This window comes from Pseudomonas sp. NFPP24 (genome assembly GCF_900112095.1).
In the GTDB taxonomy this organism is placed as follows: Bacteria; Pseudomonadota; Gammaproteobacteria; order Pseudomonadales; family Pseudomonadaceae; genus Aquipseudomonas; species Aquipseudomonas extremorientalis.
In genome coordinates this window covers 555343-580995 of record NZ_FOKD01000001.1, presented here as the reverse complement: position 1 = coordinate 580995, position 25653 = coordinate 555343, and the positions used below count along the sequence as shown (strand labels likewise).

Sequence of the window (25653 nt, the reverse complement as noted above, 5' to 3'; positions counted from 1 at the left end):
ATTACTTCTGCTTGACACCTTCCAGCGAGATGTCCAGGTCCACTGTCTGCGAGGACGGGCCTGGGCCTTTGATACCGAAGTCGTTCAGGTTGACGGTGGTCTTGGCGTTGAAGCCGGCACGTTCGCCGCCCCATGGATCCTTGCCTTCACCGTTGAAAGTGGCCTTGAAGGTCACAGGCTTGGTTACGCCGTGTAAGGTCAGGTCGCCGGTTACGTCAGCGGTTTTTTCGCCAGTGGGCTTGACTGCGGTGGACACAAACTTGGCGTCGGCAAACTTGGCAACGTCCAGGAAGTCTTTGCTGGCGATGTGCTTGTCACGCTCTGCGTGGTTGGACCACAGGCTGGCGGTCTTCACATCGACCGCGATTTTGCTGGCCTCTGGCTTGGCGGCATCCCAGCTGAAGGTGCCGTCCCAGTCCTTGAAGGTACCGTGAATGTAGCTGTAGCCCAGGTGGCTGATTTTCCAGTCGATGAAGGCGTGCTGGCCTTCTTTGTCGATCTTGTAGTCAGCAGCCATCACCTGGCCTGCGGACAGCAGGGCAGTACCGATTGCCAGAGCAGCGAGGGTCTTTTTCAACATGCTTTCTATTCCTTGTGAGTCGAGGTTGAACATCAGGCTTTGCGCCCCAGCATTCGCGTGAGGGTCGCATCACGATCGATAAAGTGGTGTTTCAATGCAGCCACGCCGTGCAAGCCGGCGAAGACCACCAACACCCAGGCCAGGTACAAGTGCACCACGCCGGCGGTGTCTGCCTGGTCCGGTAGCCCGGAAACCACGGCAGGAATCTCAAACAGACCAAACACCGGGATACCGACACCGTCTGCGGTGGAAATCAGGTAACCGGCGATCATCACGGCAAACAGCCCGAGATAAAGGAAGGCGTGACCAAAGGCCGCGCCGATACGGGTCATGCGGCTGTAACTGGCCAACGGTGGCGGCGGCGGGCTCACCAGGCGCCAGACGATACGCACCAGCATGATGGCGAACAGCGTGATGCCAATGCTCTTGTGCAGGTCCGGCGCTTCTTTGCGCCAGGCGCTGTAGTAGTCGAGGCCGACCATCCACAGGCCCAGGGCGAACAAGCCAAACACCACCAGGGCCACGCCCCAGTGCAAAACCATGCTGACCCAACCATAGCGGGCCGGTGAATTGCGTAGCTGCATGTACTTAATCCCGTAAGAACTGTGCCCAAGACTAGCGATTTACCTATCGAATTAAAGCCGAAAATTTCGCTTTGAAATATCGAGAAATACGATCAAGAGGTTATGCACAGTACGTTAACAATGGATTAAGGACTATTCCTTAGAAACGTGACAGACCGTCTCGCGTTTACTGCGAATTCACCGGTAATGGCTTGTGACACAGCCGCCCATTGCATAGGCTTGCGCGATTGTTTCACCTGCGCCGGCCGCAGGACCGCTTCGAGGAGATCACCGATGGGCTTGAACAACCAGTGGATGCAACGCGACCTTGCCGTGCTGTGGCATCCCTGCACCCAGATGAAAGACCACCAGCAACTGCCGCTGATCCCGATCAAGCGCGGTGAAGGCGTATGGCTGGAAGACTTCGAAGGCAAGCGCTACCTCGACGCCGTCAGCTCCTGGTGGGTCAACGTGTTCGGCCACGCCAACCCGCGCATCAACCAGCGCATCAAGGACCAGGTCGATCAACTGGAACACGTGATCCTCGCCGGTTTCAGCCACCAGCCGGTGATCGAGCTGTCCGAGCGTCTGGTGGCGATGACGCCCGAAGGCCTGACCCGGTGCTTCTATGCCGACAACGGCTCGTCGTGCATCGAAGTCGCGCTGAAAATGAGCTTCCACTATTGGCTCAACCGCGGCCTGCCGAACAAGAAGCGCTTCGTCACCCTGACCAACAGCTACCACGGCGAAACCATCGCCGCGATGTCGGTGGGCGACGTGCCGCTGTTTACCGAGACCTACAAGGCGCTGTTGCTCGACACCATCAAAGTACCAAGCCCGGACTGTTACCTGCGCCCCGAAGGCGTGAGCTGGGAAGACCACTCGCGCACGATGGCCCGGGTGATGGAACAGACCCTCGCCGAGCACCACGACACCGTGGCCGCTGTGATTATCGAACCGCTGATCCAGGGCGCCGGTGGCATGCGCATGTACCACCCGGTTTACCTCAAGCTATTGCGCGAAGCCTGCGACCGTTACGGCGTGCACCTGATCCACGACGAAATCGCTGTTGGCTTCGGCCGTACCGGCAGCATGTTCGCCTGCGAGCAAGCCGGTATCCGCCCGGATTTCCTGTGCCTGTCCAAGGCGCTCACCGGCGGCTACCTACCGCTGGCAGCCGTGGTCACCACCGAAGACGTGTACAGCGCGTTCTACGACGACTACCCCACCCTGCGCGCCTTCCTGCACTCCCACAGCTACACCGGCAACCCGCTGGCGTGTGCGGCGGCACTGGCAACGCTGGATATCTTTGAAGAAGACAACGTCATCGAGAACAACAAGGCCCTGGCCCAGCGCATGGCCACTGCCACTGCGCACCTGGTGGACCACCCTCACGTCTCGGAAGTACGCCAGACCGGCATGGTGCTGGCCATCGAGATGGTCCAGGACAAAGCCACCAAGACCGCCTACCCGTGGCAGGAACGCCGTGGCTTGAAGGTATTCGAGCACGCCCTGGAGCGCGGTGCGCTGTTGCGGCCGCTGGGCAGTGTGGTGTACTTCCTGCCGCCCTATGTGATTACCCCGGAGCAGATCGACTTCCTTGCCGAGGTCGCCAGCGAAGGCATCGATATCGCCACCAACAGCACAGTCAGTGTGGCGGTGCCAAAAGACTTCCACCCAGGCTTCCGTGATCCGGGCTGATTGCCCGCACTCCTTTTTCAGAGAACAGAAATGAGACTGTCCCGCTTTTTCACCGACACCCCGCTGAGCATCGGCGACCACGAACTGCCCGAAGCCCAGGCGCACTACATCAGCCGCGTGCTGCGCATGGGCGAAGGCGATGCCGTGCAATTGTTCGACGGCTCCGGCCAGGAGTTCCTGGGCACGCTGCTGGAAGTCGGCAAGAAACGCGTCACTGTGCAACTGACAGAGTGCTTCGCAGGCCAGGCCGAATCACCGCTGCATATCCACCTCGGCCAGGGCCTGTCACGGGGCGAGCGTATGGACTGGGCGATCCAGAAAGCCACCGAACTGGGCGTCAACGCGATTACGCCGATTTTCAGCGAGCGTTGCGAAGTACGCCTCAAGGACGAGCGTGCCGACAAACGCTTGCTGCACTGGCGCCAGGTGGCGATCAGCGCCTGTGAACAATGCGGGCGTTCGACGGTGCCGGCGATCCACCCGCCGCTGCTGCTGGCAGACTGGTTGAAGCAGACCGAGGCGCAGTTGAAGCTGGTGCTGCACCCGGTGGCCGAGCCGATGATCAGCCATGCAAAGCCTGCCAGCCTGGCCTTTCTGATCGGCCCCGAGGGCGGGTTGACCGACCATGAAGTCGATACCGCCCAAGGCGCCGGCTACCACGCCGCCCGCCTCGGCCCGCGGGTGTTGCGTACCGAGACGGCGCCGGTGGTGGCGCTGGCCGTCGCCCAGCAGTTGTGGGGCGACTTCTAGGGGTTACTCCACCGGATCGCTGATCGGCTGGGCAATGATCGCCTTCAACTCGCTGGTCATCGGGAACTCCAGGTTCAGGCCCTTGGGTGGAATCGGCTGTTCGAACCAGCGCTGGTAAATCCCATTGATCTCGCCGCTGCGGTACAGGTCTGCGAGCGTCTCGTTGACCACCGCCAGGAACTGCGGGTCGTCCTTGCGCACCATGCAGCTGTAGATTTCCCGCGATTGCTCCTCGCCCACCACCACCCAGTTGTGCGGGTCCTTGGCCTTGGCGCGTTCGCCGTAGAGCAACGCGTCGTCCATGTAGAACGCCGCCGCGCGGCCGGTCTCAAGCATCTTGAAGGCTTCGCCATGGTCCTTGGCGCTGATCACGAACATATTGGCCTTGTGCTCGGCGTTGTAGCTCTTGAGGAAACGCTCGTTGGTGGTGCCGGCCGTGGTCACCACGTTCTTGCCTGCAAGGTCCGCAAAGCCTTGGATGCCACTGTCTTTTGCCGTGAGCAACTGCCCCTTCACATAGATAAACCCGTAGGAGAACGCTACTTGCTTCTGGCGCTCGGCGGTCACCCCGGTGGAGCCACACTCCAGGTCGACGGTACCGTTCTGCACCAGCGGGATACGGGTCTGGGACGTCACCAGGTTGTACTTCACAGTGAGCTTGGCCACCCCGATTTTCTGTTGGATGCGCTCGACGATCTTGTTCGCCAACTCCACCGAATAGCCCATGGGTTTGCCACTGTTATCCCCCACGTAGGAAAACGGTACCGACGCATCGCGATAGCCCAAGGTGATGGTCTTGGCGTCGGCAATCTTGCCCAGCGTACCGTCCAGCGGCGTTTGATTGGCATGGGCCTGCGCGGCCAGCAAAAGCCCCAGGGTGCAGCCGGTCAACAGGATCTTTTTCATTGTTATTCTCCGTTGGTTTTCGGTTTGTGAGTCTTTACGCAGCGCGAGGCGTAAGGCCCTGCATATCAATGGAAGGCGTTCGCCGGCCGATCAACTCGGCCAGTAACTGGCCGCTGCCACAGGCCAGGGTGAAGCCGAGTGCGCCGTGACCCAGGTTCAGCCACAGGTTGCGGTAGACACCCGCGCCAATCAGCGGCACACCGGTCGGGGTGGCCGGGCGCATGCCGGCCCATTCCACTGCGTGGGCGTAATCCCCCGCCAGCGGAAACGTCTGCACGGCCTGGCGTTTCATCAGCGCCAGGCGTTTGGGTTCGAGGCGGGCGTCGAAACCGACGATATCGACCATGGCGGCGACCCGCAGTTGTTCGCCGATACGTGCGTAGACCATCTTGCGGTCATAGTCGGTGATGCTCACGTTCGGCGCCTGGTGCCGAGCGCCAATCGGCACGCTGAGGCTGTAGCCCTTGAGCGGGTACAGCGGCAGCGACACGCCCAACTCGGCGCTGCGATACCCCGCCGCCAGCACCAGGTGTTCGACCGGCATCACTTCATCATCGATCTCGATGGCCTGCACCGCGCCCTCGGCATGGCGGATCCCGGTGACCTTGCGCCCCAACAAGAAGGTGCAACGCCCCGATGCCTCCAGCCGCGCCGCCAATCGCTGGCAGAAGGCATGACAATCGGCGACCTCTTCATTGGGTGTATAGATCCCGCCGACAAATCCACCGCCCGCCAGCGCCGGCTCCAGGCGAGCGCAATCAGCGGCCGACAGCACCTGCTGTTGCAGGATATCGGTGACCTTGCCGCGGGCATGCTCAAAGGAGCTGGCATTGCGAAAGGTCACTAGCTTGCCGTTGCGCCGCCAGTCGAAACCGTCCAGGTGGTCGTGCTCGCGCCACTGCTGCAAGGTGTCCTGGCTCAGGCAGGCCAGGCGCAACAGGTGCGCGGCATTGCGCTTATTCACCGAGCCACGGCAGGCACCCAGGAACGCCGCCATCCAGCGCCATTGCCGGGGGTCGAGGCGCGGGCGCAGCTTCAGCGGCGAGTCACCACGCAGCAACCAGCCAATGGCTTGCAGCGGCACGCCAGCATCGGCCAGGGGTGCCACGTAGCGATAGGATAATTGCCCGCCGTTGGCGAAGCTGGTCTCACTGCCCAGGGTCTCGCGTGCATCGATCACCGTCACCTCATGACCTGCACGCACCAACGCGTATGCGCTGGCCAGACCAATCACCCCACCGCCAATGATGCACACCATCTTTGCCGCCCACCGTTGAATCAAGAGGCCTCAAGCCTAAGAGCAGGTGACAGGCCACCGACAATGAATAAAGATGGGTCACCTATAAACAAAGGTTATGGACTTGCCATGCGCTTGCGTCATATCGAAATCTTCCAGGCCATTCGCCAGACCGGTTCGGTCAGCGCCGCCGCGCAATTGCTGCATGTCTCGCAACCGGCGGTGACCAAAGTGTTGCAACACGCCGAATTGCAGTTGGGCTTCCCCCTCTTCCTGCGGGTACGCGGCAAGTTGCTGCCCACCCCGGAAGCCCTGGCGCTGGAAAGCGAAGTGGAGAAAGTCACCGATAGCCTGCAGGGTGTGCGGCGCCTGGCCAAGGCCTTGCGCCGAGAACCGGGCCAGAGTGTGCGCATCGGCGCGATCCCGGCGCTGGCGCTGTCGCTGCTGCCGCCGGCGATTCTGCAGTGGAAAAACGATTACCCGGACATGACCTGCGAGCTGTCCAGCGACCATAGCCGCGAGCTGGTGCAGAAGCTGCTGATGCGTGAGATTGACCTGGCGCTGACGCTCAACTTTTCCGGCCATCCGGGGTTGACCACGCAGGTGCTGGCGGGCGGTGTGCTGGTGGCATTGGCGTCCAAAGGCTATTGGCCGCCAGCCGAACTGAGCCAGCCCTTGCCGTTGGCTGACCTGGCAGGCGCACCGCTGATCGGCCTCTCCAGCGCCGACCCATTGGCGGCGAAGCTCGACAGCTACCTGGAAAACGTCGACCCACCGCCCAGGGTGACGATCTCGGTGCAAACCTATTCCCTGGCCCGCGCCATGGTGGAATCCGGCGCAGGTCTGACGGTGATCGACCCCTTCACCGCGCTGGGCGCGTCGACAACCACTACCTGCATCCGCCCCCTGACCCCGCCGCTGCCAATCACCCTGTACGCCCTGACCCGCGCCGACGAGGCGCCGCCGCATATGTTGGCCAATCTGCTGGAGATTTTTGGCCACCGTGCCAGGGAGCTTCTGGAGCGGCTATAAGACGTAATGCATGATCGCCACAAAATGCAGGAGGCTGCCGCCGATCACAAACAAATGCCAGATGCCATGGGAATGCCGCAGGCGATCCTCCAAGGCAAAAAAGATAATGCCGACGGTGTACAACACCCCGCCCGAGGCCAGCCAGATAAACCCGGCGATCCCCAATGCTGCCAGCAACGGCTTGACCGCCACCAGCACGATCCAGCCCATCACCGCATAGATCACGATCGACAGGATGCGCGCCTCCGAGCGCGGCTTGATCTCCTGCAAAATCCCGATCACCGCCAGCCCCCACACAATCCCGAACAGCGTCCAGCCCCACGGCCCGCGCAGGGTCACCAGGCAAAATGGCGTGTAGCTGCCGGCGATCAACAGGTAGATCGAAAAGTGATCGACCTTCTGCATGATCTCTTTTCGCCGCCCCTGCACGCTGTGGTACACGGTGGACGCGCTGTACAGCACCATCAAGGTAAAGCCATAGATCGCCACGCTGACGATCTTCCAGGGGCTGCCGTCCAGGCTCGCCACCACCAACATCCACACGGCGCCAATACACGCCGCGACTGCACCGAGCAAATGGCTCCAGGCGTTGAATCGTTCCCCGTGGTACATCTGTCACTGGCCTCCTGTAACCGTTAGGACTGGCTGGCAAGCGTCCAGCCTTGCGCATAAGAGTGCAAGCGGCTTATGACGTTCCGGCGACGCCGAACGGTTTTGCGGGCACAATCGACGGCATTCGAACAAGAGCCACGGCCATGCTGATCGACGAAGAATTCACCCTCAAGAAACTGGAAATCTTCCTGGCGTTCATGCGCACCGGCAACCTGACCCGCGCCGCCGCCGAGCTGCAAACCAGCAATGTGAGCGTACACCGCGCCATCCACTCCCTGGAAAACGCCCTGCGCTGCCCGCTGTTCAAACACGAAGGGCGCAACCTCACGCCGCTGGAAAGCGCCTACGTATTGGAAGAGCGTGCACAGAAACTGGTGGCCGACGTGGTCGACAGCGTACGCCTGACCCGCGAAGCCGCCGGGTTCTCCGCCGAACGCTTCAAACTGGGCTCGCTGTATTCGCTGACGGTGAAGACCGTGCCGCAATTGATCATGGGCCTGAAGATCCGCCGCAGCGAGCTCAATATCGACCTGATCCTGGGTTCAAACTTCGACCTGCTCTACAAGCTCAAGAACATGGAAGTAGACGCGATCCTCATCTCCCTGGATGAGCACGCCAACGACCCCGACTGCGAACAGATCGCGCTGTTTTCCGACGACATCTTCCTCGCCACCCCGGCCGACTCACCCTTCGACCGCGAGCAAGAAATCGACCTCGCCGACGTGCGCGACGCGACCTTCATCACCCTCACCCAAGGCTTCGCCACGCACCAGGATGGCAACCGTGTGTTCAAGCAGGCTGGGTTCGAGCCGAAGGTGGCGATGCAGGTCAATGATATCTTCACGCTGCTGAGCATGGTCAGCTCGGGCGTGGGTTATGCGCTGCTGCCGGGACGGATCGCGGCGGTGTATGAGAACCGCGTGAAGCTCATACCGCTGCAACCCAGGTATCGGTTGCAGCAGCATATCGGGGTGGTGTTCCTGAAGGCCAAGGAAAGGGACCCGAACCTGCTGGCGTTGTTGGCGGAGTGTCGGATGTATGCCAATCGCCAAGTGTCAGCCTGACACACAGCCATCGGGGGCAAGCCCCCTCCCACACTTGAATGTGTTCGCAGTTCAAATGTGGGAGGGGCTTGCCCCCGATGAGGCCCTGATAGACCCCTTACCCAACCAGGCCGCGCACAATGAAATACAGCAACGAAGGCCCAAGCAGGCAGCCCAGCCCGGTGTGGAACGTCGCCGTCAGCGCGCCATACGGCACCAGCCGCCGATCCGTCGCCGCCAGCCCCGCCGTCACACCGCTGACGGTGCCGGCCAACCCACCAAACACCATCGCCGAACGCGGGTTGTCCAAGCCCATCCAGCGCGCCGCGACCGGCGTACCGACCATGACCAGGATCGCCTTGATCAAGCCGGTGGCAATCGACAGCGCCATCACATCCGAGGTCGCGCCAATCGCTGCGCCGGTCACCGGGCCGACGATGTAGGTCACAGCCCCTGCGCCAATGGTGGTCATGCTGATCGCATCGCGATAACCAAACGCCCAAGCCATGCTCGCGCCTACGATGAACGGCAGGATCGTCCCCAGCAGCAGCGCGATCACGCCAATCATCCCGGCCTTGCGCGCCTCGGTGGCTTGCACCTCGAACGCCGTGGCGACGATGGCAAAGTCGCGCAGCATCGCGCCGCCCATCAGGCCGATGCCGGAGAACAGCGCCAGGTCCGCCAGGCCTTTCTGACCGCCGGTAATCGTGCCACCGACCCAGGCCAATACCAGGCCGATAACGATGGCAATCGCCGAGCCATGAATGCGCCCGAAGGTCAGGCGCCTGGACAGCACCACGGAGAGCCACATGACCACACCCACGAAGGCAAACGCGGTGATCAGGCCGTTGTGTTCCAGGCCTTTTTCGATGAGATCCCACATATCAGCGACCTCCCACTGGAGCAATCAGCGGCTCTTCATCGGGCAACGGTTCGCCCTTGTGCGTGCGGCTGATCAGGGCAATCGTGCAACCACACACCACCACCGAACCGATCGCCGCCAGCACCGCTACCGGGCCGCCGTGCAAGGCGGTGACGACGTTCTGTTGCGCAGCCATCGCCACGACCACCGGGATGTACATGGCACCCCAGAATCCCACGCCCATTTCGCAGTCCTTGGTCATGCCGCCACGTTTTTGCATCCACAGGCGGGCGCAGATCAACAGGATCATCGCGATCCCCACCCCGCCCACGTTGGATTTGACACCCAGCAACACGCCGAGCATGTCGCCCATGATCACGCCCGCGAGCGTGCAAATCGCCAGTAATGCCACACCGTAGATAATCATTGTTGTTGTCCTCAAAGTGCTCGATCGAAATTGTTGTTGTTGTGCTTCGAAAGCCTTGGGTAGTGCTCTATCGGTGGCGGCGCTCCTCCTCTTGCAGCAGGGCCTGCAAGGTGTCCAGGCGTGCGCCCTCAAAGGCGATCACCGTACCTTGTTCAAACACCCGGCGTGACAGGCCGGTGAGCACGGCGCCCGGTGGCAGTTCGATTTGCAGGCGCACGCCGCGCTCGTAGGCGCTTTGCACGGTGCCGCGCCAGTCGACGACGCGGCACATGTTGAAGGCCAGGTCGTCGCGCAGTTGCTCGGGGGTGTGAATGGGCCGTGCGCGGGTGCTGCTCAGGTAGGTGATGCGCGGCGTCTTGAGCGTACCGAAGGCTTGGGCCAGGGCCTGTGCCGGTTGGTCCAACAATGCGCAATGGGAGGGCACGCTGACAGCCAGGCGCTTGGCGATGCCGTTGCCCTTGACGCGGTCGGCGACGCATTTCATGGCCTGGTCGCTGCCGGCGATGACGGTCTGATTATCGGCATTGATATTGGCCAGATACACCGGGGTTTCAGGGCTGTGGATTTCGGCCAGCAGGTTTTCGACGGTGGATAACTCGGGGCCGATGATCGCGGTCATGCCGTAGCCCTGTGGATAAGCGTTTTGCATCAGCTCACCGCGCAGGCTGACCAGCTTGATTGCATCGCTGAAGTCCAGGGCACCAGCGATCACCGCTGCCGGGTAAGCACCGATGGACAGGCCTGCAACGTAATCCGGGGTGTGTTGCAGCTGGCGGGCATGGGCGACGCCGGCGATCAGCAGGCAGAGTTGTACAGCGCGGGTACTGGCCAGGGCCTCGGCCGAATCCAAGGTGCGAACGTCTTCACCCAAGGCATCGCTGGCCTGCTCCAGCACGTCCGCCGGCACCGCCTGGAGCATGCCCGGGCGCTGGGCGCCCTGCCCTGGGAACACCAGAAGGCTGCTCATGCCACGGCCTGCCAGGGATCAATGACCAAATGCGCACCGTTGGCGGTTTTCAACAGCACCCGCCGCGATGGACCGGCCCATTCGCGCAAGGCGACGGCGCCGAAAGGTGTCTGCAGTTGCAGGTCCACGGCACACGTAACTTCATCCAAAGTGGCCAGCAGGTCGCGTGCATCGTTGCGATCCAGCGGCTCGGGCGTGCGCAGAATCAGGTCCAGGTCGCTCTGGGCATGCAGGGCTTCAATGCCCGTTGCCAACTCAAAACCTGCGCTGCCCGTGACGCCCCAACTCAATGGCGCCAGCACGGGCCGCAGTTGATCGAGGGCCTGCAATGCCGGTAGATCCCTTGTCGACACCACATCGCGCAACGCTTCCGGCGCGACCCTCCGCTGTACGGCTGCCTTCGGCATCAACGCGGCAAACCGCTGCTCGCGCAACCCCCCACGCACGCCCACCGCGACAAAGCCAGGCGCGACGATGGCGCGACGCACGACTACCGTGCCAACCGCATCCTTCGCCCACGCCGGCGCGTCAGCGGGCAGATGCGCCGGGGTCATGCCCCAGAGCAGGTCGTGGGCGTTCACCATTGCTCCCGCAGCAGTTGGCGCACGTGGCTGGAGGCGGCGCGGTTGGCAGCGCCGAGGCGGCTGCTCAAGTCGGTGTTGCCGACATCCTTGATCGCACTTACCAAGCAGTCGTTGACCCGCGCAACATCCTGCGCCGTAGGCTGTTCGACCTGGCTGACCGTCAAGGTCTCCCACAACAGACCGAGGCTGGCATAGCTGTCAATGTCATAGGCCATCGGCGGCACGCTGGCGGCCAGGGCTTCCAGCTCTTCAACGCTGCGCAGGGTCACCCGCGCCGCCGAAGCCTTGCCCATGGCGTGCACCATCACGCCGGGGTCGCGCAGGGCGATCAGGCGGTTGGCCTGGTAACCGTGGGCGAGGAACGCGCCGGACATGGCCTTGCCCACCAGCAGCGCGATCACCGGGTGCCCGGCCAGCCGTGCGCGAGCGTAGCTGTCGGCGGCGGCCGCCAGCGCCTGGTGGATGCCGAGGGCTTCTTCGCGCCGGCCGTAGGCTTGGCTGGGCACGTCGACAATGGCGATGATTGGGCGCTTGTCGCCACGGGCGATGGCTTCATCGACAGCCTTCGCCAACCCCCAACCTTCCAGCAAACCGACTTCGCCATTGCGTGCGCGGGGGAAACGGTTTTGGGCGTCGGTGACCACGGCGATAAAGCGTACGGCTTGTTCGCCCAGCAGGCCGTCGGCCACTTTCACGGAGTTCGGCAAACCCTCGACAGGCGTGGCGCCGGCGCTCAATACGTTGAACCACTGCAAACCTCTCATGAGCGTTCTCCTTGATACAGCGCGCGCACCGTCGCCGGGTCGATCTGCGGCGTAGCGTCCAGTTCGGCCAGGCGCGCCAGGTAATATTCGGATTGGCGGCTGCGTTGTCGGGCGGGCAGGCCTTGTTGCAGCAGCGCACTCACAGTCTGTTGAATCTCGGCCACATCGTCCGCCACGTAACGGTCGGCCAAGCCACTGTTGAAGCGTTGCTCGCCGCCGGTAAGGCTCCAGATGAAGGGCCGGTCGCGGGAGTCGTACTCTTCAAGCCCCGCTTCCTGTTCGATCACTTGCGGGCCATTCAAGCCAAGGCGTGCTTCTCGAGTGACCACCAGGTAACTGCACAACCCGGCCGCGATGGACATGCCGCCAAAGCAACCGACACTGCCCGCCACCACGCCGATCACCGGCTGGTACTGACGCAGGTCGACAATCGCCGCATGGATATCCGCAATCGCCGCCAGGCCCAGGTTGGCCTCCTGCAAGCGCACGCCACCAGTCTCCAGCAACAACACAGCGCGGGTCGGGATGCCCTTGCGATTGTCTTCGGCCGCCAGTTCCAATGCGCCGGCGATTTTCGCACCGCCCACTTCGCCAAGGCTGCCGCCCTGGAAGTTGCCTTCGATGGCGGCAATCACCACCGGTTTCCCGCCGAGGCTGCCCTTGGCGATCACCACACCGTCATCGGCCTGGGGCACCACACCCTGGCGGCTGAGCCACGGCGACATGACACGCTGGAACGGGTCGATCAATTCGCGGTAAGAGCCAACGTCCAGCAAAGCCTTGGCGCGCTGCCGAGCGCCCAGCTCGACGAAGCTGTGTCTGGCGAGCAAGTCAGTCATGGCCGACCTCCTCGAAACCCTGCTCCAGGCGCAGGCGCACCACGCCAGGGGTGGCACCGAAGTCGTGAATATCGATGTTCAAGGCCGGTGGCGTCTGCTCCTGGAACATCCTCTCGAACAGATGTTGCCAGCGTTGTTCGGCGCCGTTCACCGAAGTCTGCACCTGGATGGTCAGGGTGCCCGGCGTGCCCGGTTCCAGCAGCACTTCCAGGTCGCCCGAGCCGACGCAACCCACCAGCGCACGGCCTTTTGGCGGCTGCCCGGCGGGGAATTCAAAGGATAAGGTTTCCATCACAACGCTCCGTCGAGGCGGTCGATAAACAGGCAGGCGGCCAACAGGTCGGCGGCGCCGCCGGGGGAGGCATTCAGGGCCAGCAGTTGCTGGTCCAGCTCATGCAGTTGGCGGCGACCGGCCAGGGTTGCGCTGCCGCCAGCGTCCAGCACGGCTTGGGCACCGTGCTGCATGGCCTGAAGGCCTTCGGTGCCGGCGCGGTAGAGCACGCAAGTGTCGGCCAGCTCGGTCATGATCGCGAGCAAGGCGTCCAGGCGAGCGTTCTGTTCACCGGCATGGTGCAGGCGGCTTTTACGCAGTTGCGGCAGGCCACGTTGCACCACGGACGGGAAGCCGAGCTGCGCTTCTTCACGGGCACCGCGTGCGCCGTAGCGTTGGGCAACCTGGGCACCATGGCTCATGGGTTGTGGGGCGAAACGGTCGTGGAGCAGGGCCAGTCTGGCGGCAGTCAGCGTCACGGCGCGTGGTTGCAGCGCGGCGGCGGCGGTGAGCAACCCGAGTGCCCAGATCGCGCCACGATGGGTGTTCACGCCGTTGGTGGTGGTCAGCATTGCCTGCTCACCGTCACGGCCAAGACGCCCGAGGGCTTCACGCAGGGGCAAACCGACTTCACCGATCTCAATCGCGGCCTCGGCCATTTCCTTGAACATCGGCCACAGCGACAACGCCGAAGCGTGCATCAGGCCCAAGTGCAAATCGCTATGGGCGCCGTTGCCACGCCTATCCACCAGGGCGGGTTTGGGCGACAGGTCGGCTTCATCGATCAGCGCATCGACGGCCATGTCAGCCAGGCGATCCGCAAGGCTGAGTTCATGCAGTTTGAGGGCGCGCATTTACCAGCTCCTGAATTTGGCGGGCGGGTTGTACAGGCCGCCAGACCAGTCCACCAGGTCGGCGACACTCTTGGCGGCCAACAACTCGCGGGTGGCGTCGGTGCGGCGAATCCCCAGGTCTTCGGGCAAGGCGATCAGGCCTTCGCGGCGCATGCGTGCGGTGTCCTTGGGGTTGTGACGCATGCCGATGGCCGTGACGCCCGCGACAGCGGCGATCATCGCCTGGCGCTCTTCGAGGGAGCGCGCCTTGTACAGGTACGCGATGCCTTCTTCGGTGAGCAGGTGGGTGACGTCATCACCGTAGATCATGATCGGCGCCAGGGGCATGCCGCTTTTGCGTGCGACTTCCACGGCGTCGAGGGTGTCGACGAAGGTGGGTTTGCCGCCTTCCTGGAAGGTCTCGACCATTTGCACCACGAGTTTTTTGCCGCGCTCCAGCAAGGCTTCGGGCGCATCGTCGTGGCGCATGTCCAGCCATGCGGGTGTGCCATGGCGGCGACCGCGTGGGTCATGGCCCATGTTCGGCGCACCACCAAAACCGGCGAGTCGGCCACGGGTCACGGTGGAGGAATGGCCGTCGCCGTCGACTTGCAGGGTGGCGCCGATAAACAGGTCCACCGCGTATTGGCCGGCGAGCTGGCAGAACATGCGGTTGGAACGCATCGAGCCGTCGCGACCGGTGAAGAACACATCCGGGCGGGCGGCGATGTAGTTTTCCATGCCCAGTTCGGTGCCAAAGCAATGCACGCTTTCCACCCAGCCGCTTTCGATGGCGGGGATCAGCGTGGGGTGCGGGTTGAGGGTCCAGTTGCGGCAGATCTTGCCCTTGAGGCCGAGGGATTCGCCGTAGGTCGGCAGGATCAGCTCGATGGCGGCGGTGTTGAAACCGATGCCGTGGTTGAGGGACTGCACGTTGTGTTTTTCGTAGATGCCACGGATCGCCATCATCGCCATCAACACATGCACCGGCTTGATGTGGCGGGGATCGCGGGTAAACAGTGGCTCGATATAGAACGGCTTGTCGGCCACCACCACAAAGTCCACCCAGCTCGCGGGGATGTCGACGCGGGGCAAGTCGGTAACGTCGTCCACCAACTGGTTGACTTGCACGATGACGATGCCATCGCTGAACGCAGCTGGCTCGATCAGCGCCGGAGTGTCTTCGGTGCTGGCGCCGGTGTAGATGTTGCCGGCGCGGTCGGCCATGAAACCGGCGGAGAGCACCACGTTGGGGATCAGGTCCACCACCAGCCGCGCATAGAGTTCGATGTAGGTGTGGATCGCGCCGATTTCCAGCAGGCCGTCTTCGAGCAACTGGCTGATGCGCAGGGATTGGGTGCCGGCGAAGGAAAAGTCCAGCTTGCGGGCGATGCCTTTTTCAAACAGGTCCAGGTGCTCGGAGCGGCCGACACTGGGCATGATCATGTGCAAATCGTGGAGCTTGGCCGGGTCGGCCTTGGCCAGGGAGCGCGAGAGGAAATCAGCCTGTTTCTGGTTGTTGCCTTCCAGCACCACGCGGTCGCCGGGGAGGATCAGCGCCTCAAGCGCCTCGACGATCCTGTCGCTGGGCAGCACCGCACCGTCTGCGTATTGCCTGACCAGCCCGAGCCGCCGCTGCTTCTCGTCGCGCCGCCGCGTCCAGCGTGAGTCGGGGGTGATTGTTGTTGTCATGGTCGCTCCACGGGTTTGCTGTCGTGGGGCTTACCTTAGGAGTGATTGAGGGGGCCATCAATCAAGCTGAGCGCTGGACTGTTACGCCTGGATTAATGATGGCTCAATGAACACGAGCGTTCAGGTGCTTTGCCATTCGCTGCGGTGGAACCATATGGTTCTTAACAACGCCAACGCGGCAAAACCGTGCAGCCCCAACACAGCCGCCCAACTCCACTCCCACAGGCCCGACAGCGCCTGGGCGTAAACCGGCGACAGCAGCAAGAGCAGCGCCACCAGCGCACAGCCGCCCAGTTGCTCCCAGTTTCTCAAGCGATTGGGACGGGAGGTTATCGCGTAACCCAGCAGGGCACCCAGGCACACCATCAGCAGGCTCAGCAAGTCGTGCTCGTCGACGGGAGGCCAGCCCAGCAGGTTGAGTGGCAAGCACACCGCGAACACGGTGAACGCGCAAATCGCGACGTACACAAAGGCGTATTCAAGCGCGTCCAGCAGACGATCACGGATAAACCCTCGAGCCTGTTTGTCTTCTTCAGGGGTGGGTCCTTGGGTTATCGCCACCGCCAGCAGGCCCGAGCCAAGACCGCCCAGGGTCATGACCACAAAGTTGCTCACCACGCCTTTGATAGCCTTATCGGCGCCGACCAGCTTGAGGCTTTCGAGGTACACCAGGATAAACACCGCGCCTGCGGTGGTAATCATGAACCCCCACAGCTTCCCACGATTGGACTGCACGTTCATGGTCACCGCTGCCGTGAGCACCAGCACGCCAAACCACATCAGAAGCGTGCCGGTAAACCGGTTGAGGTCGTACAGCCAGGCAAACCCATCCAAAAGCCACATTGCGTCGATACTTCTGTCGAAAAACTTCCTTGGCTATCGGCAGTGGGGTGGGGATCTTTACGATGGGAAAGGAACAAGTGATCCGCACCCCGTCACAATTCACCAGGACGCCTCTCCTACATTTTTGATCGAGTCATGCCCACTGATATCCAGCCAACAGGCCCTCCACGTTTCCCTGCAACGTGGTCGTGCTGTCAATCAACTGGGCTAAGAGCGGCTCGTCCTCATCCATATACCCTTCGTACTCCGCCAGGTTCCGACGCTCATGACACAGCGCCAACAACCTCACCTGCACCTTGCCGGCACCTGTGGTGTGAACCAGGCATTGAAACACCAGATAGCGTTTGTCCGAGCGATACCCCTGCAAGCGCAAGGCCGTGAGGGCGATAGCATGAGCCGCGTTGTAAGCCAGGTCGAAACGACTGGCGAATGATAACTGTGGGTTGCCGGCATCCCTCAGCCGATCCCTGGCTGAACGCATCAGCCCATCACACTCTTTGCGATCCGGCGGCTCAGCCTTCAAACCGCCGCTACGTTGCAGATTCTCCAGGTTTACCTTGCTGTCCATCCGTGGATTCCAGGGGGTTGCCCCCAATCAGATTGATCTTGTCCTGCTGCACGACCCGCTGCACAAAACTGTTCCCCGCATTCCATTTGCCGATCCAGTCTTCAGGGGTGTAAAGCGTCGGGTTGATGGTGCGGCCCAGCTGCTCTTCCAGCGGCATGAGCTGCTCCATGACTTCACTGTAGTTGAGGCTTTCGCCGATCAACATGAGATCTATGTCACTGGATGAGTGTGCTTCGCCCTTGGCGATGGAACCGTAGACAAAGGCCCAGGTTATCTGCTCGGCGAAAGATGCCAGTGCATTACGCAAGGGCTCGTCCAGGCTCAGGGTCTTGCGCACGATGGCTAACAATTCCGAGTAGATCGGGCATTGAGGATTTGCTTGGTAATGGGTCTGGTTGCCCTGGCGCGTCATACTCAAGATGCCTGCCAACTGCAAACGTTCCAGTTCACGCGTAAGGCTACCCTTGCCAACCTGGGCCCAGCGTGCAATTTCATTGGTAAAGAAGCTTTGGTCGGGCTTGCCGAAAAGTAGACCCAGCACTTTTTGCTGGGTAGCGGTGAAGAGCGCGGTGCTGAGCGGCAAGGTTTGCATGGCAGCGGCCAAAGAGTCCCAAAAAGGGAACGATAGGTCCCTTTTTGGGAACGATCAAGTTTTAAGCGGCTGGATAAGGGGAAATCTGTTCCAGGGCACGATCCACCAGCAATTGCCCCAACTCCGCCATTTGCTGGATGCCGAGCATGATTGCGCGCTGGGAGGTGTCCAGGTCGAAGGCGAGGTTGCAAGTGAGTGCGTTGAGGGAAGACAGGGTTTCGCTGGCGTTGACCAGCAGGGTTTCGGTGTCTTGGTGAGGGTTTACGGTGAAGAGGGGCGGATTGGGGGTGGGTTTGATCATGATCTACAACTCCGATATGTGATGGAGACTGCCCTCTTCCGCTTGCACGCGAATTAAGGTGGCAGCTGTGCGCAGGTGTGCAAGACCGGGCATATCGGACCCCGGCAGACCCCGAGGGATCTCCCACGCACAGCCGCCATAACGAGTACAGCAGGCATAAAAAACGCCCGTTGAATGGCTATGGGCGTTTGTGCGCCGACATGTAACCGGACTTGCACGTCCGTGTCACCGTTTTTTGCGATGACGGGACGAAGACTAGGCGCGCTGTCCGCGCCCGACAAGTTCATGCACAGCCCAAAATCTTGCAGGAAAAATCCGAAGCCCAGTCCATCACAGCCCCATCACCACCTTGATCGGGCCAAGACCTTCGAGGGCATAGCTGTTGTACTCGTACACTCGCCCCTGAATATCCAATGTAAGCACGCCCTCATGCTCACTCACTTGAACATTGGGTTCCTTGGTTTTCAGAAAAGGATGCGCCGACACCAATGTGGTGAGTATTTCCCGATCGTTACTCAAGTTCCTATGCACGTAGTAGCGGTATGAAAAGCCCACCGTTGCACCGCCTTGGCCATCCCGCGCGCCATAGATCGAGGAGCCGTTGCCCAAGGAATGCTTCAACACCACTTCGTCCAAATCCGGTGTTCCGGGTGATAGTAACCAACTGCCTGCGATATAAATCAGGCAGCCCACCAGCAGGCAGTTACGCAGGATCGGTATGAGGCCTTCAGTAGCCTTGTGAAATCGCATACTCGATACCTCTCCTTATCCAATATTGATCTCGCGGGTCATCACCAAAAGGATCATCTCCCCACCATGAGCCAAAATCCGGCAGGGTGGTTTTGGCGATGGTTTGAGCAACTCCTGCAGCCCGCAGTAACACATGATCGGGAATGCCTAACACCGTGCCCGTGGCACCGTAATTGAAATTACCAAAAGCCTCGTATTGACGCCCTTGCTTCTTGTAGTTCCACGGCCCTGCAGCTCTGACCTGCGAATAAAACCAAGAATAGGCAAACGCCGAACCCGGCCTGAGATGGATGCGCTTGCACTTGGCAATCGCCATATTTTCAAACATTGGAAACACCGGGAGGCATTAACGGCACAGCCATTTGCGTGTCCTTACTGGCAAAGGGAAGCGCCGAACCTGGCATCCCACTCAGGCCAGAAAACCGGCCCAATCCAGTTAAAGAAATTACTTACACAAATAACATTCAGTTCCGACATTTTTGGGCGGTTTGGGTCGCGACGGCCTGTCAAACACAGAGGATCAAATGTAAGACAGAGCTTGCCCCCGATTGCGGTGGGTCAGGTATAGAAGTATCAACTGACAGTCAGCCATCGGGGGCAAGCCCCCTCCCACATTTTGATATTCACTGGGATTGAGAATGAGGGATCAGGCCAGGCCGGACTCTACCAGCAGTGCCTCCAGCCCAAGCAAATCCGGCACCTTAGCCACATGCTCGCCCACCTGCACCGCCGCCAGCTCCAGCGGGCACAGCGGCACATCCACGTAGCTCAACTCACTGTCGAGCTTGTACGACCGTGGAATCCCCTGGATCACCAGCGCAATAAACTTCAACGTCGGCCGCCCACCCAGCGCATTCAGCACCACGATCCGCGAGCGTTCGCCGGTCACACTGGCTTCACCGCACACCGCTTCGAAGCTGATCAGCGGGATCTGCCGGTCGCGCCAGGTCACTTGTCGCAAGTACCACGGCGGCGCGTCGCTGGCCGGTTCGCCGCGCTGGAAGTCGATCAGCTCGGCGATGGCGACGTTGGGCAGCACCAGGTGGCGATCGGCCAGGGGCAGCAGCAGGCCGGTGAGTTGGCTGGTGCGGTGGTCAAGCATGGGACTTGCTCCAGTAGGCGATGCTTTCGAGCAGCACCGATTCCTGGTACGGCTTGCCGAGGTAGTCGTTGACGCCGATGGCCATGGCGCGGTCGCGGTGTTTCTGGCCGGTGCGCGAGGTGATCATGATGATCGGCAGGCGCATCAGCCGGGGGTCGTTGCGCACTTGGGTGGCGACTTCGAAGCCGTCCATGCGCGGCATTTCGATGTCGAGCAGCATCAGGTCCGGTGTATGTTCTTCCAGCACTGCCAGCGCGTCGATGCCGTCTTTCGCGGTGAGCACGTTCATGCCGTTGCGCTCCAGCAGGCGGCTGGTGACCTTGCGCACGGTAACCGAGTCATCCACCACCAGCACCAGCAACGGGCGCTTTTTCAGCGGGTCGTTGAGGATCAGTGGCGCGTCGACCGGCTGGGCCGGCAGCGCGGGTTGCCGCGCACGGATATGCGCCAGCAGGTCAATGATCAGCACCACGCGACCATCGCCCAGGATCGTCGCGCCAGACAAGCCCTGCACACCGGCAAACTGCGGCCCCAGGCCCTTGACCACAATCTCCCGCGTGCCGGCCATGGCGTCCACATGGATGGCCACGTGCCGTTCATTGCACTGCACCAGCAGTACCGGCACCGGTTGATACTGGCCCAGCAGTTTGGGGCGGCTGACGGTGTGCAGCAGGTCGCCCAGGTAGAACAGTTCGTAACGCTGGCCGGCGTATTCATAATACGGCGGGTCTTGCTGGTAATGCCCGGCCAGTTCATGGGGCAGCACCCGCACCAGGCCCTCGATGGTGTTGAGCGGGATCGCGTATTGATCGTCCGCGCACTGCACCATGAGTGCACGGTTGACCGATACAGTGAACGGCAAACGAATGCGGAAATGCACACCCTCGCCCGGGGTCGAGTCAATGACCATCGAGCCGCCGAGCTGGCGAACCTCTTCATGCACCACGTCCATGCCCACGCCGCGCCCGGAAATCTGCGTGATCTTTTCAGCCGTGGAGAACCCCGGCTGCAGGATGAACTGCAACACGTCGCGGTCGCTCATCTCTTGATGCGCCCCGAGCAGGCCACGCTTGATCGCCTTGCGCCGCACGGCTTCCAGCGGCACGCCGGCGCCATCGTCGCGCATATCGAAGACGATATCGCCGCCTTCGTGGGTCAGGTCCAGGGTGATGCGGCCTTTCTCCGGCTTACCGGCCAGCAGTCGCGCATCGCGGGACTCCAGGCCGTGGTCGACGGCATTGCGCAACATGTGTTCCAGGGGCGCCGCCATGCGTTCCAGCACATTGCGGTCCATCTCGCCTTCGGCGTTGCCGACGATGAATTCCACGTCCTTGCCCAACTCGCCCGCCACCTGCCGAACGATGCGCTTGAGGCGTGGCAGCATGCGTTCGAACGGCACCATGCGCGTGCGCATCAGGCCTTCCTGCAACTCGGTATTGATGCGTGCCTGTTGTTGCAACAGGCCATGAGCGTCCTCGTTGCGGCGTTCAAGGGTGTCCTTGAGGTCGAGCAGGTCGGAGGCCGATTCGGACAGCGCACGGGACAGTTGCTGCAACTGCGAATGGCGGTCCATCTCCAGCGGGTCGAATTCTTCGTAGCCCAGGCGCTCGGCCTCGGCCTGCTGGCGGCTGAGGAGGCGGCCCTGGGTTTCGGTGTCGAGACGCCGCAGCTGGTCGCGCATGCGTGAGAGAGTGGTTTCCACTTCCGTGAGGACGATGCGTGCGTCGTTGACCTGCTGCTCGATACGGCCACGGAAAATCGACGTTTCACCGGCCAGGTTGACCAGATCATCCAGCAGCTCGGCGGAGATCTTCACCATGTCGGCAGCCGGGTCCACCACGGCCTCCGCCTTGCCTGCGGGCAACGCCACCGGCGTCACCGGCTCCTGGTTTGGGTGCACCAGGCTTTTGATGCGCTCGATGAGCTTGTCCACCGAGCCGACCGGCAAGCCGTCCGCCACGGCATCGATCATCTGCGCCAGGCGGTCGTGGCAGCCCTGCAGCAACGCGAACAGCTCAGACGACGGCGCGAGCAAGCCGGCAGACAGGCCTTCGTAGAGGAATTCCAGTTCGTGAGCCAGGTCGCCAATGGGGGTGATCTCGACCATGCGCGCGCCGCCCTTGAGGGTGTGCAGGTCGCGCAACAGGGTTTCCACTTCCTGGCGGTTGCCGGGCTCGGCCTGCCAGCGCGACAGCGCTGCACTGGAACTGTCGAGAATGTCGGCCGCCTCTTCGAGGAAGATATCCAGCAATTCCGGGTCGGCGCCCGACGCTGCTGGCGCAGCGGCGGATGCGGCAGGCGCGTTGCCTTGGCGCAACGCCCGCACCTTGGCGATCAACTCGGCGTTGTCACTCAAGGGTTGGTGATGCTGGAGCTCTTCAAGCTGCAAGGCCAGATGCTCATGGCTGGCCATCAGCACCTGGGAGAGCTCGGTGGAGTAACTGTAGCGACGGTCCACCAACCCTTCGTACAGGCATTCCAACTCATGGGCCAGGTCGCCAATCGGGCCGATCTCGGCCATGCGTGCACCGCCCTTGAGGGTGTGCAGGTCGCGCTGCAACGACGACAACGGCGCGGCGTTGTCAGGTTCCAGCAACCAGCGCTTGAGCGACTGGCCGGCGCTGTCGAGGATGTCCACGGCTTCTTCAAGAAAGATCTCGACGATCTCGTCGTCCATCGTGATTTCGTGATCCAACTGCTGGGTGGCGGCGCCCAGTTCGGCAATGCTCAGCACTTGGCTGCCATCGCGTTTGATCAAGCCGGTGGCGGACGGGTCGAGGGCTTCATCGAGCAACTCGCGCAAGGCCTCGACACGGGCCGGCGCCGGGCTGATTTCCTGGCCGGCGGCCAGTTGGTCAAGCATGCTGATCAGCGCTTCATGGGCCTGCTCGGCCTCGTGGAAGAACCGCTCGCTCACCGCCAGGCTGCTCTCCTCCACCGCGCCATAGAGGTCGAGCAGGGCTTCGCAGAGTTCGTCGATGGCGTGCAGATCCGCATCATGCGCTCCCTCGCCCAGGGTGGTCAGTTCATCCAGCAGCGCAGTCAGCTCCTGGCGCTCGCCGGGGTGCTGCTGCCAGCGGCGCAGCAGGCTTTCGGCGTCGAGCAGGATGTCCATGCCTTGGGCCAGAAAGTTGGCGATCAGCTGCGGATCGCGCTTGATGCGCACGTCGAGCAGCGCTTCAAGCTGCTGATCCAACAGGCTTTGGGTGCGCTTGATCAGGCCCTCTGCACCGTTGATCGGCGCCAAGGGATCACTGTCCAGGTCGCGCAGCCCACGCTGGAACAGACCTTCGGCTTCCAGCAGCAACTCCACTTCATCCAGGTCCAGCGGCAGACGGTGGGCCTTGTACTCGCGGGTCAGGTGGTCCAGCGGGCGCGCCAGTTCGGCGATAGGCAGCACGCCGGCCATGTAGGCGCTGCCCTTGAGGGTGTGCAGGGCGCGTTGCAGCTCATCGCTGACTTGCAGCGGCACATGCTCGGCGGCCTGTTGCAGGAAGTGGTTGAGGCTGTCCAGGTGGCTCTGGGCTTCGTTGCGGAAAATCTCCAGCAACATCGGGTCATGGGGTTCGGCGGCCGCTACTTGTGTACCGCTGGCCAAGGCGTGCGCGCGGGCGGCCAGGGCGTCGACTTCATCACGTTGGCGCTGGCCGTCGATGGCAAAGTCAGCAATCAATTCCGGCAACAGGGCCACCGCTTCATCCAGCACCTGCTGCACCTCGGGGCCGAGCACCACGCTGCGCTCCAGCACACGGTTGAGCAGGTTTTCCACGGCCCAGGCCAGCTCGGCCAAGACCAGGGCGCGCACCATGCGGCCGCTGCCCTTGAGGGTGTGGAAAGCGCGGCGCATTTCGCCCTGGGCGGTTTTGTCCACGCTGTTGGGCAGATGACGGTGCAGCACCTCGAGGACTTCGTCGGTCTCTTCGAGGAAAACTTCGCGCAGTTCGTCGTCGATGGGCTCCTCGTCGGCGGGCGGCGGCAACAGGCTGCCGGGGCGTTGCAGGGCCGGCGGGTTGAGGCGCGACGTCGGACTGGCCAGGGCGTCGTACTGCGATTGGCTCGGCGCAAGCTCGGCCGGCAGTGTGGCATCGGGTGCAACCAACGCCTGGCGCCAGGGTTTCTCGACGGGCAGGTAACCCAGCGCCGCCAAGCCTTGAGTGGCCAACTCCAGCACGCGCTCACCTGCGGCATCGGGGTCCTGGAGCATGCGCTCGAGGTAATACTCCAGGCTGCTGATCACGTCGGCGAAATGCGCCAATTGCATCTCGGACGGTGGCGCATCACTGCCCATCAACTGTTCGTCGACGTAATCCGTGCATCCGCGCATCAGGCTCGCCGCACGGGGCAAAGGGATCATCGCCAGGGCGCCACGCACCTGGCTCAGCAGCTCGGGTAGGGACTCCAGGCGCTGGCGATCCCAGTCGGCTTCAATGCAGTCGATCACCAGTTCCTTGGCTTGCTTGAGGCACTGGCAGGATTCGCGGATCACCAATTGGTGGATCTGGGTCAGATCGGTGGTGGGCAGGCGGCTTTCTTCGCGGCTTTCCGGCTCGACGGTGCCGACCATGCCGGCCAGTGTGGCTTCGACGTAGAGCAAGGCGCCGGCGACGTCCATCAGCACAGCGTCGTTAGGCTCGCGCTGGCCTTGGGCCAGGCTCAGTACCACGGCGAGTTGATCGATGATGACCTTGCGCGGCTGGCCGAAACCCAGCACCGCCAGGGTGTCGGCGATCTGCCGCAGCGGTGCGAGCAGCGCATCCAGGTCGCTGGTGTGCTGGCGGTCGCTGCGTACGAACAAGTCGAGGCGCTCCTTGACCCGCACCAGCTCTTCGCACAACGCGCCCAGCACCGAGCCCATGGCGTTGCGGTCCGGCCCGGCCAGGCGCGCGCGCTCGGCGTCGACCACCGCGCTGTCGGGCAAGGCCTCATCCAGGCCGTAGCGTTCCTTGAGGCTTTGCATGCGCGGCGTCGGCCGAGTGACCTTGGCGACGTAAAACAACAGGCTTTTGAGCAGTTCATCCGGCGCTGCCTGATTGATCCCGCCGATGCCCTGGGCCAGCAGGCGCTTGAGCTGTCTGTCGCTGGCCTTGAGCAGGCTGCGCAGCGCCGGACTGTTGGCGATCACGCCGGTGAGCATGCCTTCGACCAGCGCCGAGGTGACTTGCCACAATGGCAACAACGGCGCGCCCTGGCACAAGGCTTCGAGGCGCGCGAACACCCGCGCCATGTCTTCCAGGTTGCTGGGGCCATGGTCTTCGCGCAGCAACCCGGCCAAGGCCTGTTGCAGCAGTTGGTGCCACTGGCGCAGTTGTTCTTTCAGGTCGGGCACGGCACGTTGGGCCAGGGCCTCATCAGGCAGCGGCGCGATGGTCAGCAGTTGCGGGCTGAACAGGCTGGTCTCCGACAGCAGGCTTTCACCACGCGCGCTGCGCAGGTCGTTGAGCAATGGCAACACCACCAGCGGCAAGTCGCGGCGGGCGCTGTGCACACGGTCCAGGTACAGCGGCAATTGGTTGAGGGCCTGTTGCAGCAGGCGGATGCTTTCGTCGCGCTGGCTCACGCGGTCGGCTTGCAGGGCCTGCGCCAGCTCTTCGATTTCCTCGGCCAGCAGGGCTGCGCCATAGAACTCGACCATTTGCAGCGCGCCATGCACTTGATGGACACACGCCAGGCACTCGCCGATGGCATCGCCGTCTGAGGTTTCGACGTACGCATCGAGCGCCGAACGGGCCTGTTTCAGGGTTTCGGCAATGTCGCCCTTGACCCATTCGAGGGCCACGTAGTCGTGCCGATCAACCATAACTGCTCCGCTTGGAATTCATGGGTTGCTGGTGGTG

At 62.3% G+C, this 25653-nt stretch carries 26 protein-coding genes; 4 read left to right on the top strand and 22 right to left on the bottom strand.

The genetic code is table 11. From position 1 onward, the window contains the following. Position 1: 1 nt before the first annotated feature. A complete protein-coding gene (locus BM026_RS02705) occupies positions 2–580 on the bottom strand; it encodes a YceI family protein (RefSeq protein WP_093514129.1) in 579 nt (192 codons plus the stop codon). A 32-nt stretch (positions 581–612) separates the two neighbouring features. Beyond that, on the bottom strand, positions 613–1164 hold the full coding sequence (locus BM026_RS02700) for a cytochrome b (protein WP_092242044.1): 552 nt from the start codon (positions 1162–1164) through the stop codon (positions 613–615). A 273-nt stretch (positions 1165–1437) separates the two neighbouring features. Between BM026_RS02700 and BM026_RS02695 the strand changes: the two genes are divergently transcribed. Together BM026_RS02695 and BM026_RS02690 are read left to right on the top strand one after the other, a co-directional pair. After that, on the top strand, positions 1438–2844 hold the full coding sequence (locus BM026_RS02695) for an adenosylmethionine--8-amino-7-oxononanoate transaminase (protein ID WP_093120675.1): 1407 nt from the start codon (positions 1438–1440) through the stop codon (positions 2842–2844). A 30-nt stretch (positions 2845–2874) separates the two neighbouring features. Beyond that, positions 2875–3594 carry a 16S rRNA (uracil(1498)-N(3))-methyltransferase gene (locus tag BM026_RS02690; protein ID WP_093514128.1) on the top strand — a complete coding sequence of 240 codons (720 nt, stop codon included), beginning with the start codon at positions 2875–2877 and terminating at the stop codon, positions 3592–3594. 3 nt (positions 3595–3597) lie between these two features. Here BM026_RS02690 and BM026_RS02685 read toward each other — a convergent pair whose 3' ends face one another. Next, positions 3598–4500: a transporter substrate-binding domain-containing protein gene (locus BM026_RS02685; RefSeq protein ID WP_093527254.1), complete on the bottom strand. Its 903-nt coding sequence runs from the start codon at positions 4498–4500 to the stop codon at positions 3598–3600. 34 nt (positions 4501–4534) lie between these two features. After that, the gene (locus tag BM026_RS02680; protein WP_331459181.1) at positions 4535–5779 is read right to left on the bottom strand and encodes a D-amino acid dehydrogenase; all 1245 of its coding nucleotides are present in this window, start codon (positions 5777–5779) and stop codon (positions 4535–4537) included. A gap of 87 nt (positions 5780–5866) precedes the next feature. Here BM026_RS02680 and BM026_RS02675 point away from each other — a divergent pair, with 87 nt between their 5' ends. Beyond that, a complete protein-coding gene (locus BM026_RS02675; protein ID WP_092242033.1) occupies positions 5867–6769 on the top strand; it encodes a LysR family transcriptional regulator in 903 nt (300 codons plus the stop codon). Here BM026_RS02675 and BM026_RS02670 read toward each other — a convergent pair. After that, entirely contained in the window at positions 6764–7381 is a 618-nt protein-coding gene (locus BM026_RS02670) for a PAQR family membrane homeostasis protein TrhA (RefSeq protein WP_093527252.1), read from the bottom strand. The genes BM026_RS02675 and BM026_RS02670 overlap by 6 nt on opposite strands. Before the next feature lie 143 nt (positions 7382–7524). Between BM026_RS02670 and BM026_RS02665 the strand changes: the two genes are divergently transcribed. Further along, positions 7525–8445 carry a LysR family transcriptional regulator gene (locus tag BM026_RS02665; RefSeq protein WP_092242030.1) on the top strand — a complete coding sequence of 307 codons (921 nt, stop codon included), beginning with the start codon at positions 7525–7527 and terminating at the stop codon, positions 8443–8445. Between the two features lie 97 nt (positions 8446–8542). Here BM026_RS02665 and madM read toward each other — a convergent pair whose 3' ends face one another. The 17 genes from madM to BM026_RS02580 form a co-directional block, all read right to left on the bottom strand. Next, complete coding sequence (madM, locus tag BM026_RS02660; RefSeq protein ID WP_071490352.1) at positions 8543–9307, bottom strand: malonate transporter subunit MadM; 765 nt, start codon at positions 9305–9307, stop codon at positions 8543–8545. A gap of 1 nt (position 9308) precedes the next feature. Then, the gene (gene madL / locus BM026_RS02655; RefSeq protein ID WP_015886323.1) at positions 9309–9713 is read right to left on the bottom strand and encodes a malonate transporter subunit MadL; all 405 of its coding nucleotides are present in this window, start codon (positions 9711–9713) and stop codon (positions 9309–9311) included. A gap of 67 nt (positions 9714–9780) precedes the next feature. Next, positions 9781–10680, bottom strand: a complete 900-nt coding sequence (gene mdcH / locus BM026_RS02650) for a malonate decarboxylase subunit epsilon (RefSeq protein WP_093527250.1) — start codon at positions 10678–10680, stop codon at positions 9781–9783. Continuing rightward, complete coding sequence (locus BM026_RS02645; protein WP_093527248.1) at positions 10677–11264, bottom strand: malonate decarboxylase holo-ACP synthase; 588 nt, start codon at positions 11262–11264, stop codon at positions 10677–10679. Before BM026_RS02645 ends, mdcH begins: the two co-directional genes overlap by 4 nt. Further along, positions 11258–12028: a biotin-independent malonate decarboxylase subunit gamma gene (mdcE, locus tag BM026_RS02640; RefSeq protein ID WP_093527246.1), complete on the bottom strand. Its 771-nt coding sequence runs from the start codon at positions 12026–12028 to the stop codon at positions 11258–11260. The genes BM026_RS02645 and mdcE overlap by 7 nt, the downstream gene beginning before the upstream one ends. Continuing rightward, a complete protein-coding gene (locus tag BM026_RS02635) occupies positions 12025–12867 on the bottom strand; it encodes a biotin-independent malonate decarboxylase subunit beta (protein WP_093120655.1) in 843 nt (280 codons plus the stop codon). The genes mdcE and BM026_RS02635 overlap by 4 nt, the downstream gene beginning before the upstream one ends. Then, a complete protein-coding gene (locus BM026_RS02630; RefSeq protein ID WP_071490357.1) occupies positions 12860–13159 on the bottom strand; it encodes a malonate decarboxylase subunit delta in 300 nt (99 codons plus the stop codon). The genes BM026_RS02635 and BM026_RS02630 overlap by 8 nt, the downstream gene beginning before the upstream one ends. Continuing rightward, complete coding sequence (locus BM026_RS02625; RefSeq protein ID WP_092242009.1) at positions 13159–13992, bottom strand: triphosphoribosyl-dephospho-CoA synthase; 834 nt, start codon at positions 13990–13992, stop codon at positions 13159–13161. The genes BM026_RS02630 and BM026_RS02625 overlap by 1 nt, the downstream gene beginning before the upstream one ends. After that, on the bottom strand, positions 13993–15663 hold the full coding sequence (gene mdcA, locus BM026_RS02620; protein WP_093120652.1) for a malonate decarboxylase subunit alpha: 1671 nt from the start codon (positions 15661–15663) through the stop codon (positions 13993–13995). 120 nt (positions 15664–15783) lie between these two features. Then, complete coding sequence (locus BM026_RS02615; RefSeq protein WP_093120649.1) at positions 15784–16506, bottom strand: hypothetical protein; 723 nt, start codon at positions 16504–16506, stop codon at positions 15784–15786. Between the two features lie 133 nt (positions 16507–16639). Continuing rightward, positions 16640–17074, bottom strand: coding sequence for a hypothetical protein (locus BM026_RS02610; protein WP_092242400.1), 435 nt, complete (start codon positions 17072–17074; stop codon positions 16640–16642). Then, the gene (locus BM026_RS02605) at positions 17037–17666 is read right to left on the bottom strand and encodes a nucleotidyltransferase domain-containing protein (protein WP_092242000.1); all 630 of its coding nucleotides are present in this window, start codon (positions 17664–17666) and stop codon (positions 17037–17039) included. Before BM026_RS02605 ends, BM026_RS02610 begins: the two co-directional genes overlap by 38 nt. Before the next feature lie 61 nt (positions 17667–17727). Further along, positions 17728–17967, bottom strand: a complete 240-nt coding sequence (locus BM026_RS02600) for a DUF6124 family protein (RefSeq protein ID WP_092241997.1) — start codon at positions 17965–17967, stop codon at positions 17728–17730. Between the two features lie 330 nt (positions 17968–18297). Next, a complete protein-coding gene (locus BM026_RS02595; RefSeq protein ID WP_058426571.1) occupies positions 18298–18717 on the bottom strand; it encodes a hypothetical protein in 420 nt (139 codons plus the stop codon). Continuing rightward, positions 18695–19045, bottom strand: a complete 351-nt coding sequence (locus BM026_RS02590) for a polymorphic toxin type 44 domain-containing protein (protein WP_256575485.1) — start codon at positions 19043–19045, stop codon at positions 18695–18697. The genes BM026_RS02595 and BM026_RS02590 overlap by 23 nt, the downstream gene beginning before the upstream one ends. Before the next feature lie 318 nt (positions 19046–19363). Then, entirely contained in the window at positions 19364–19819 is a 456-nt protein-coding gene (locus BM026_RS02585) for a chemotaxis protein CheW (RefSeq protein ID WP_058426570.1), read from the bottom strand. Continuing rightward, on the bottom strand, positions 19812–25616 hold the full coding sequence (locus BM026_RS02580; protein WP_093527244.1) for an Hpt domain-containing protein: 5805 nt from the start codon (positions 25614–25616) through the stop codon (positions 19812–19814). The genes BM026_RS02585 and BM026_RS02580 overlap by 8 nt, the downstream gene beginning before the upstream one ends. Positions 25617–25653: the final 37 nt, after the last annotated feature.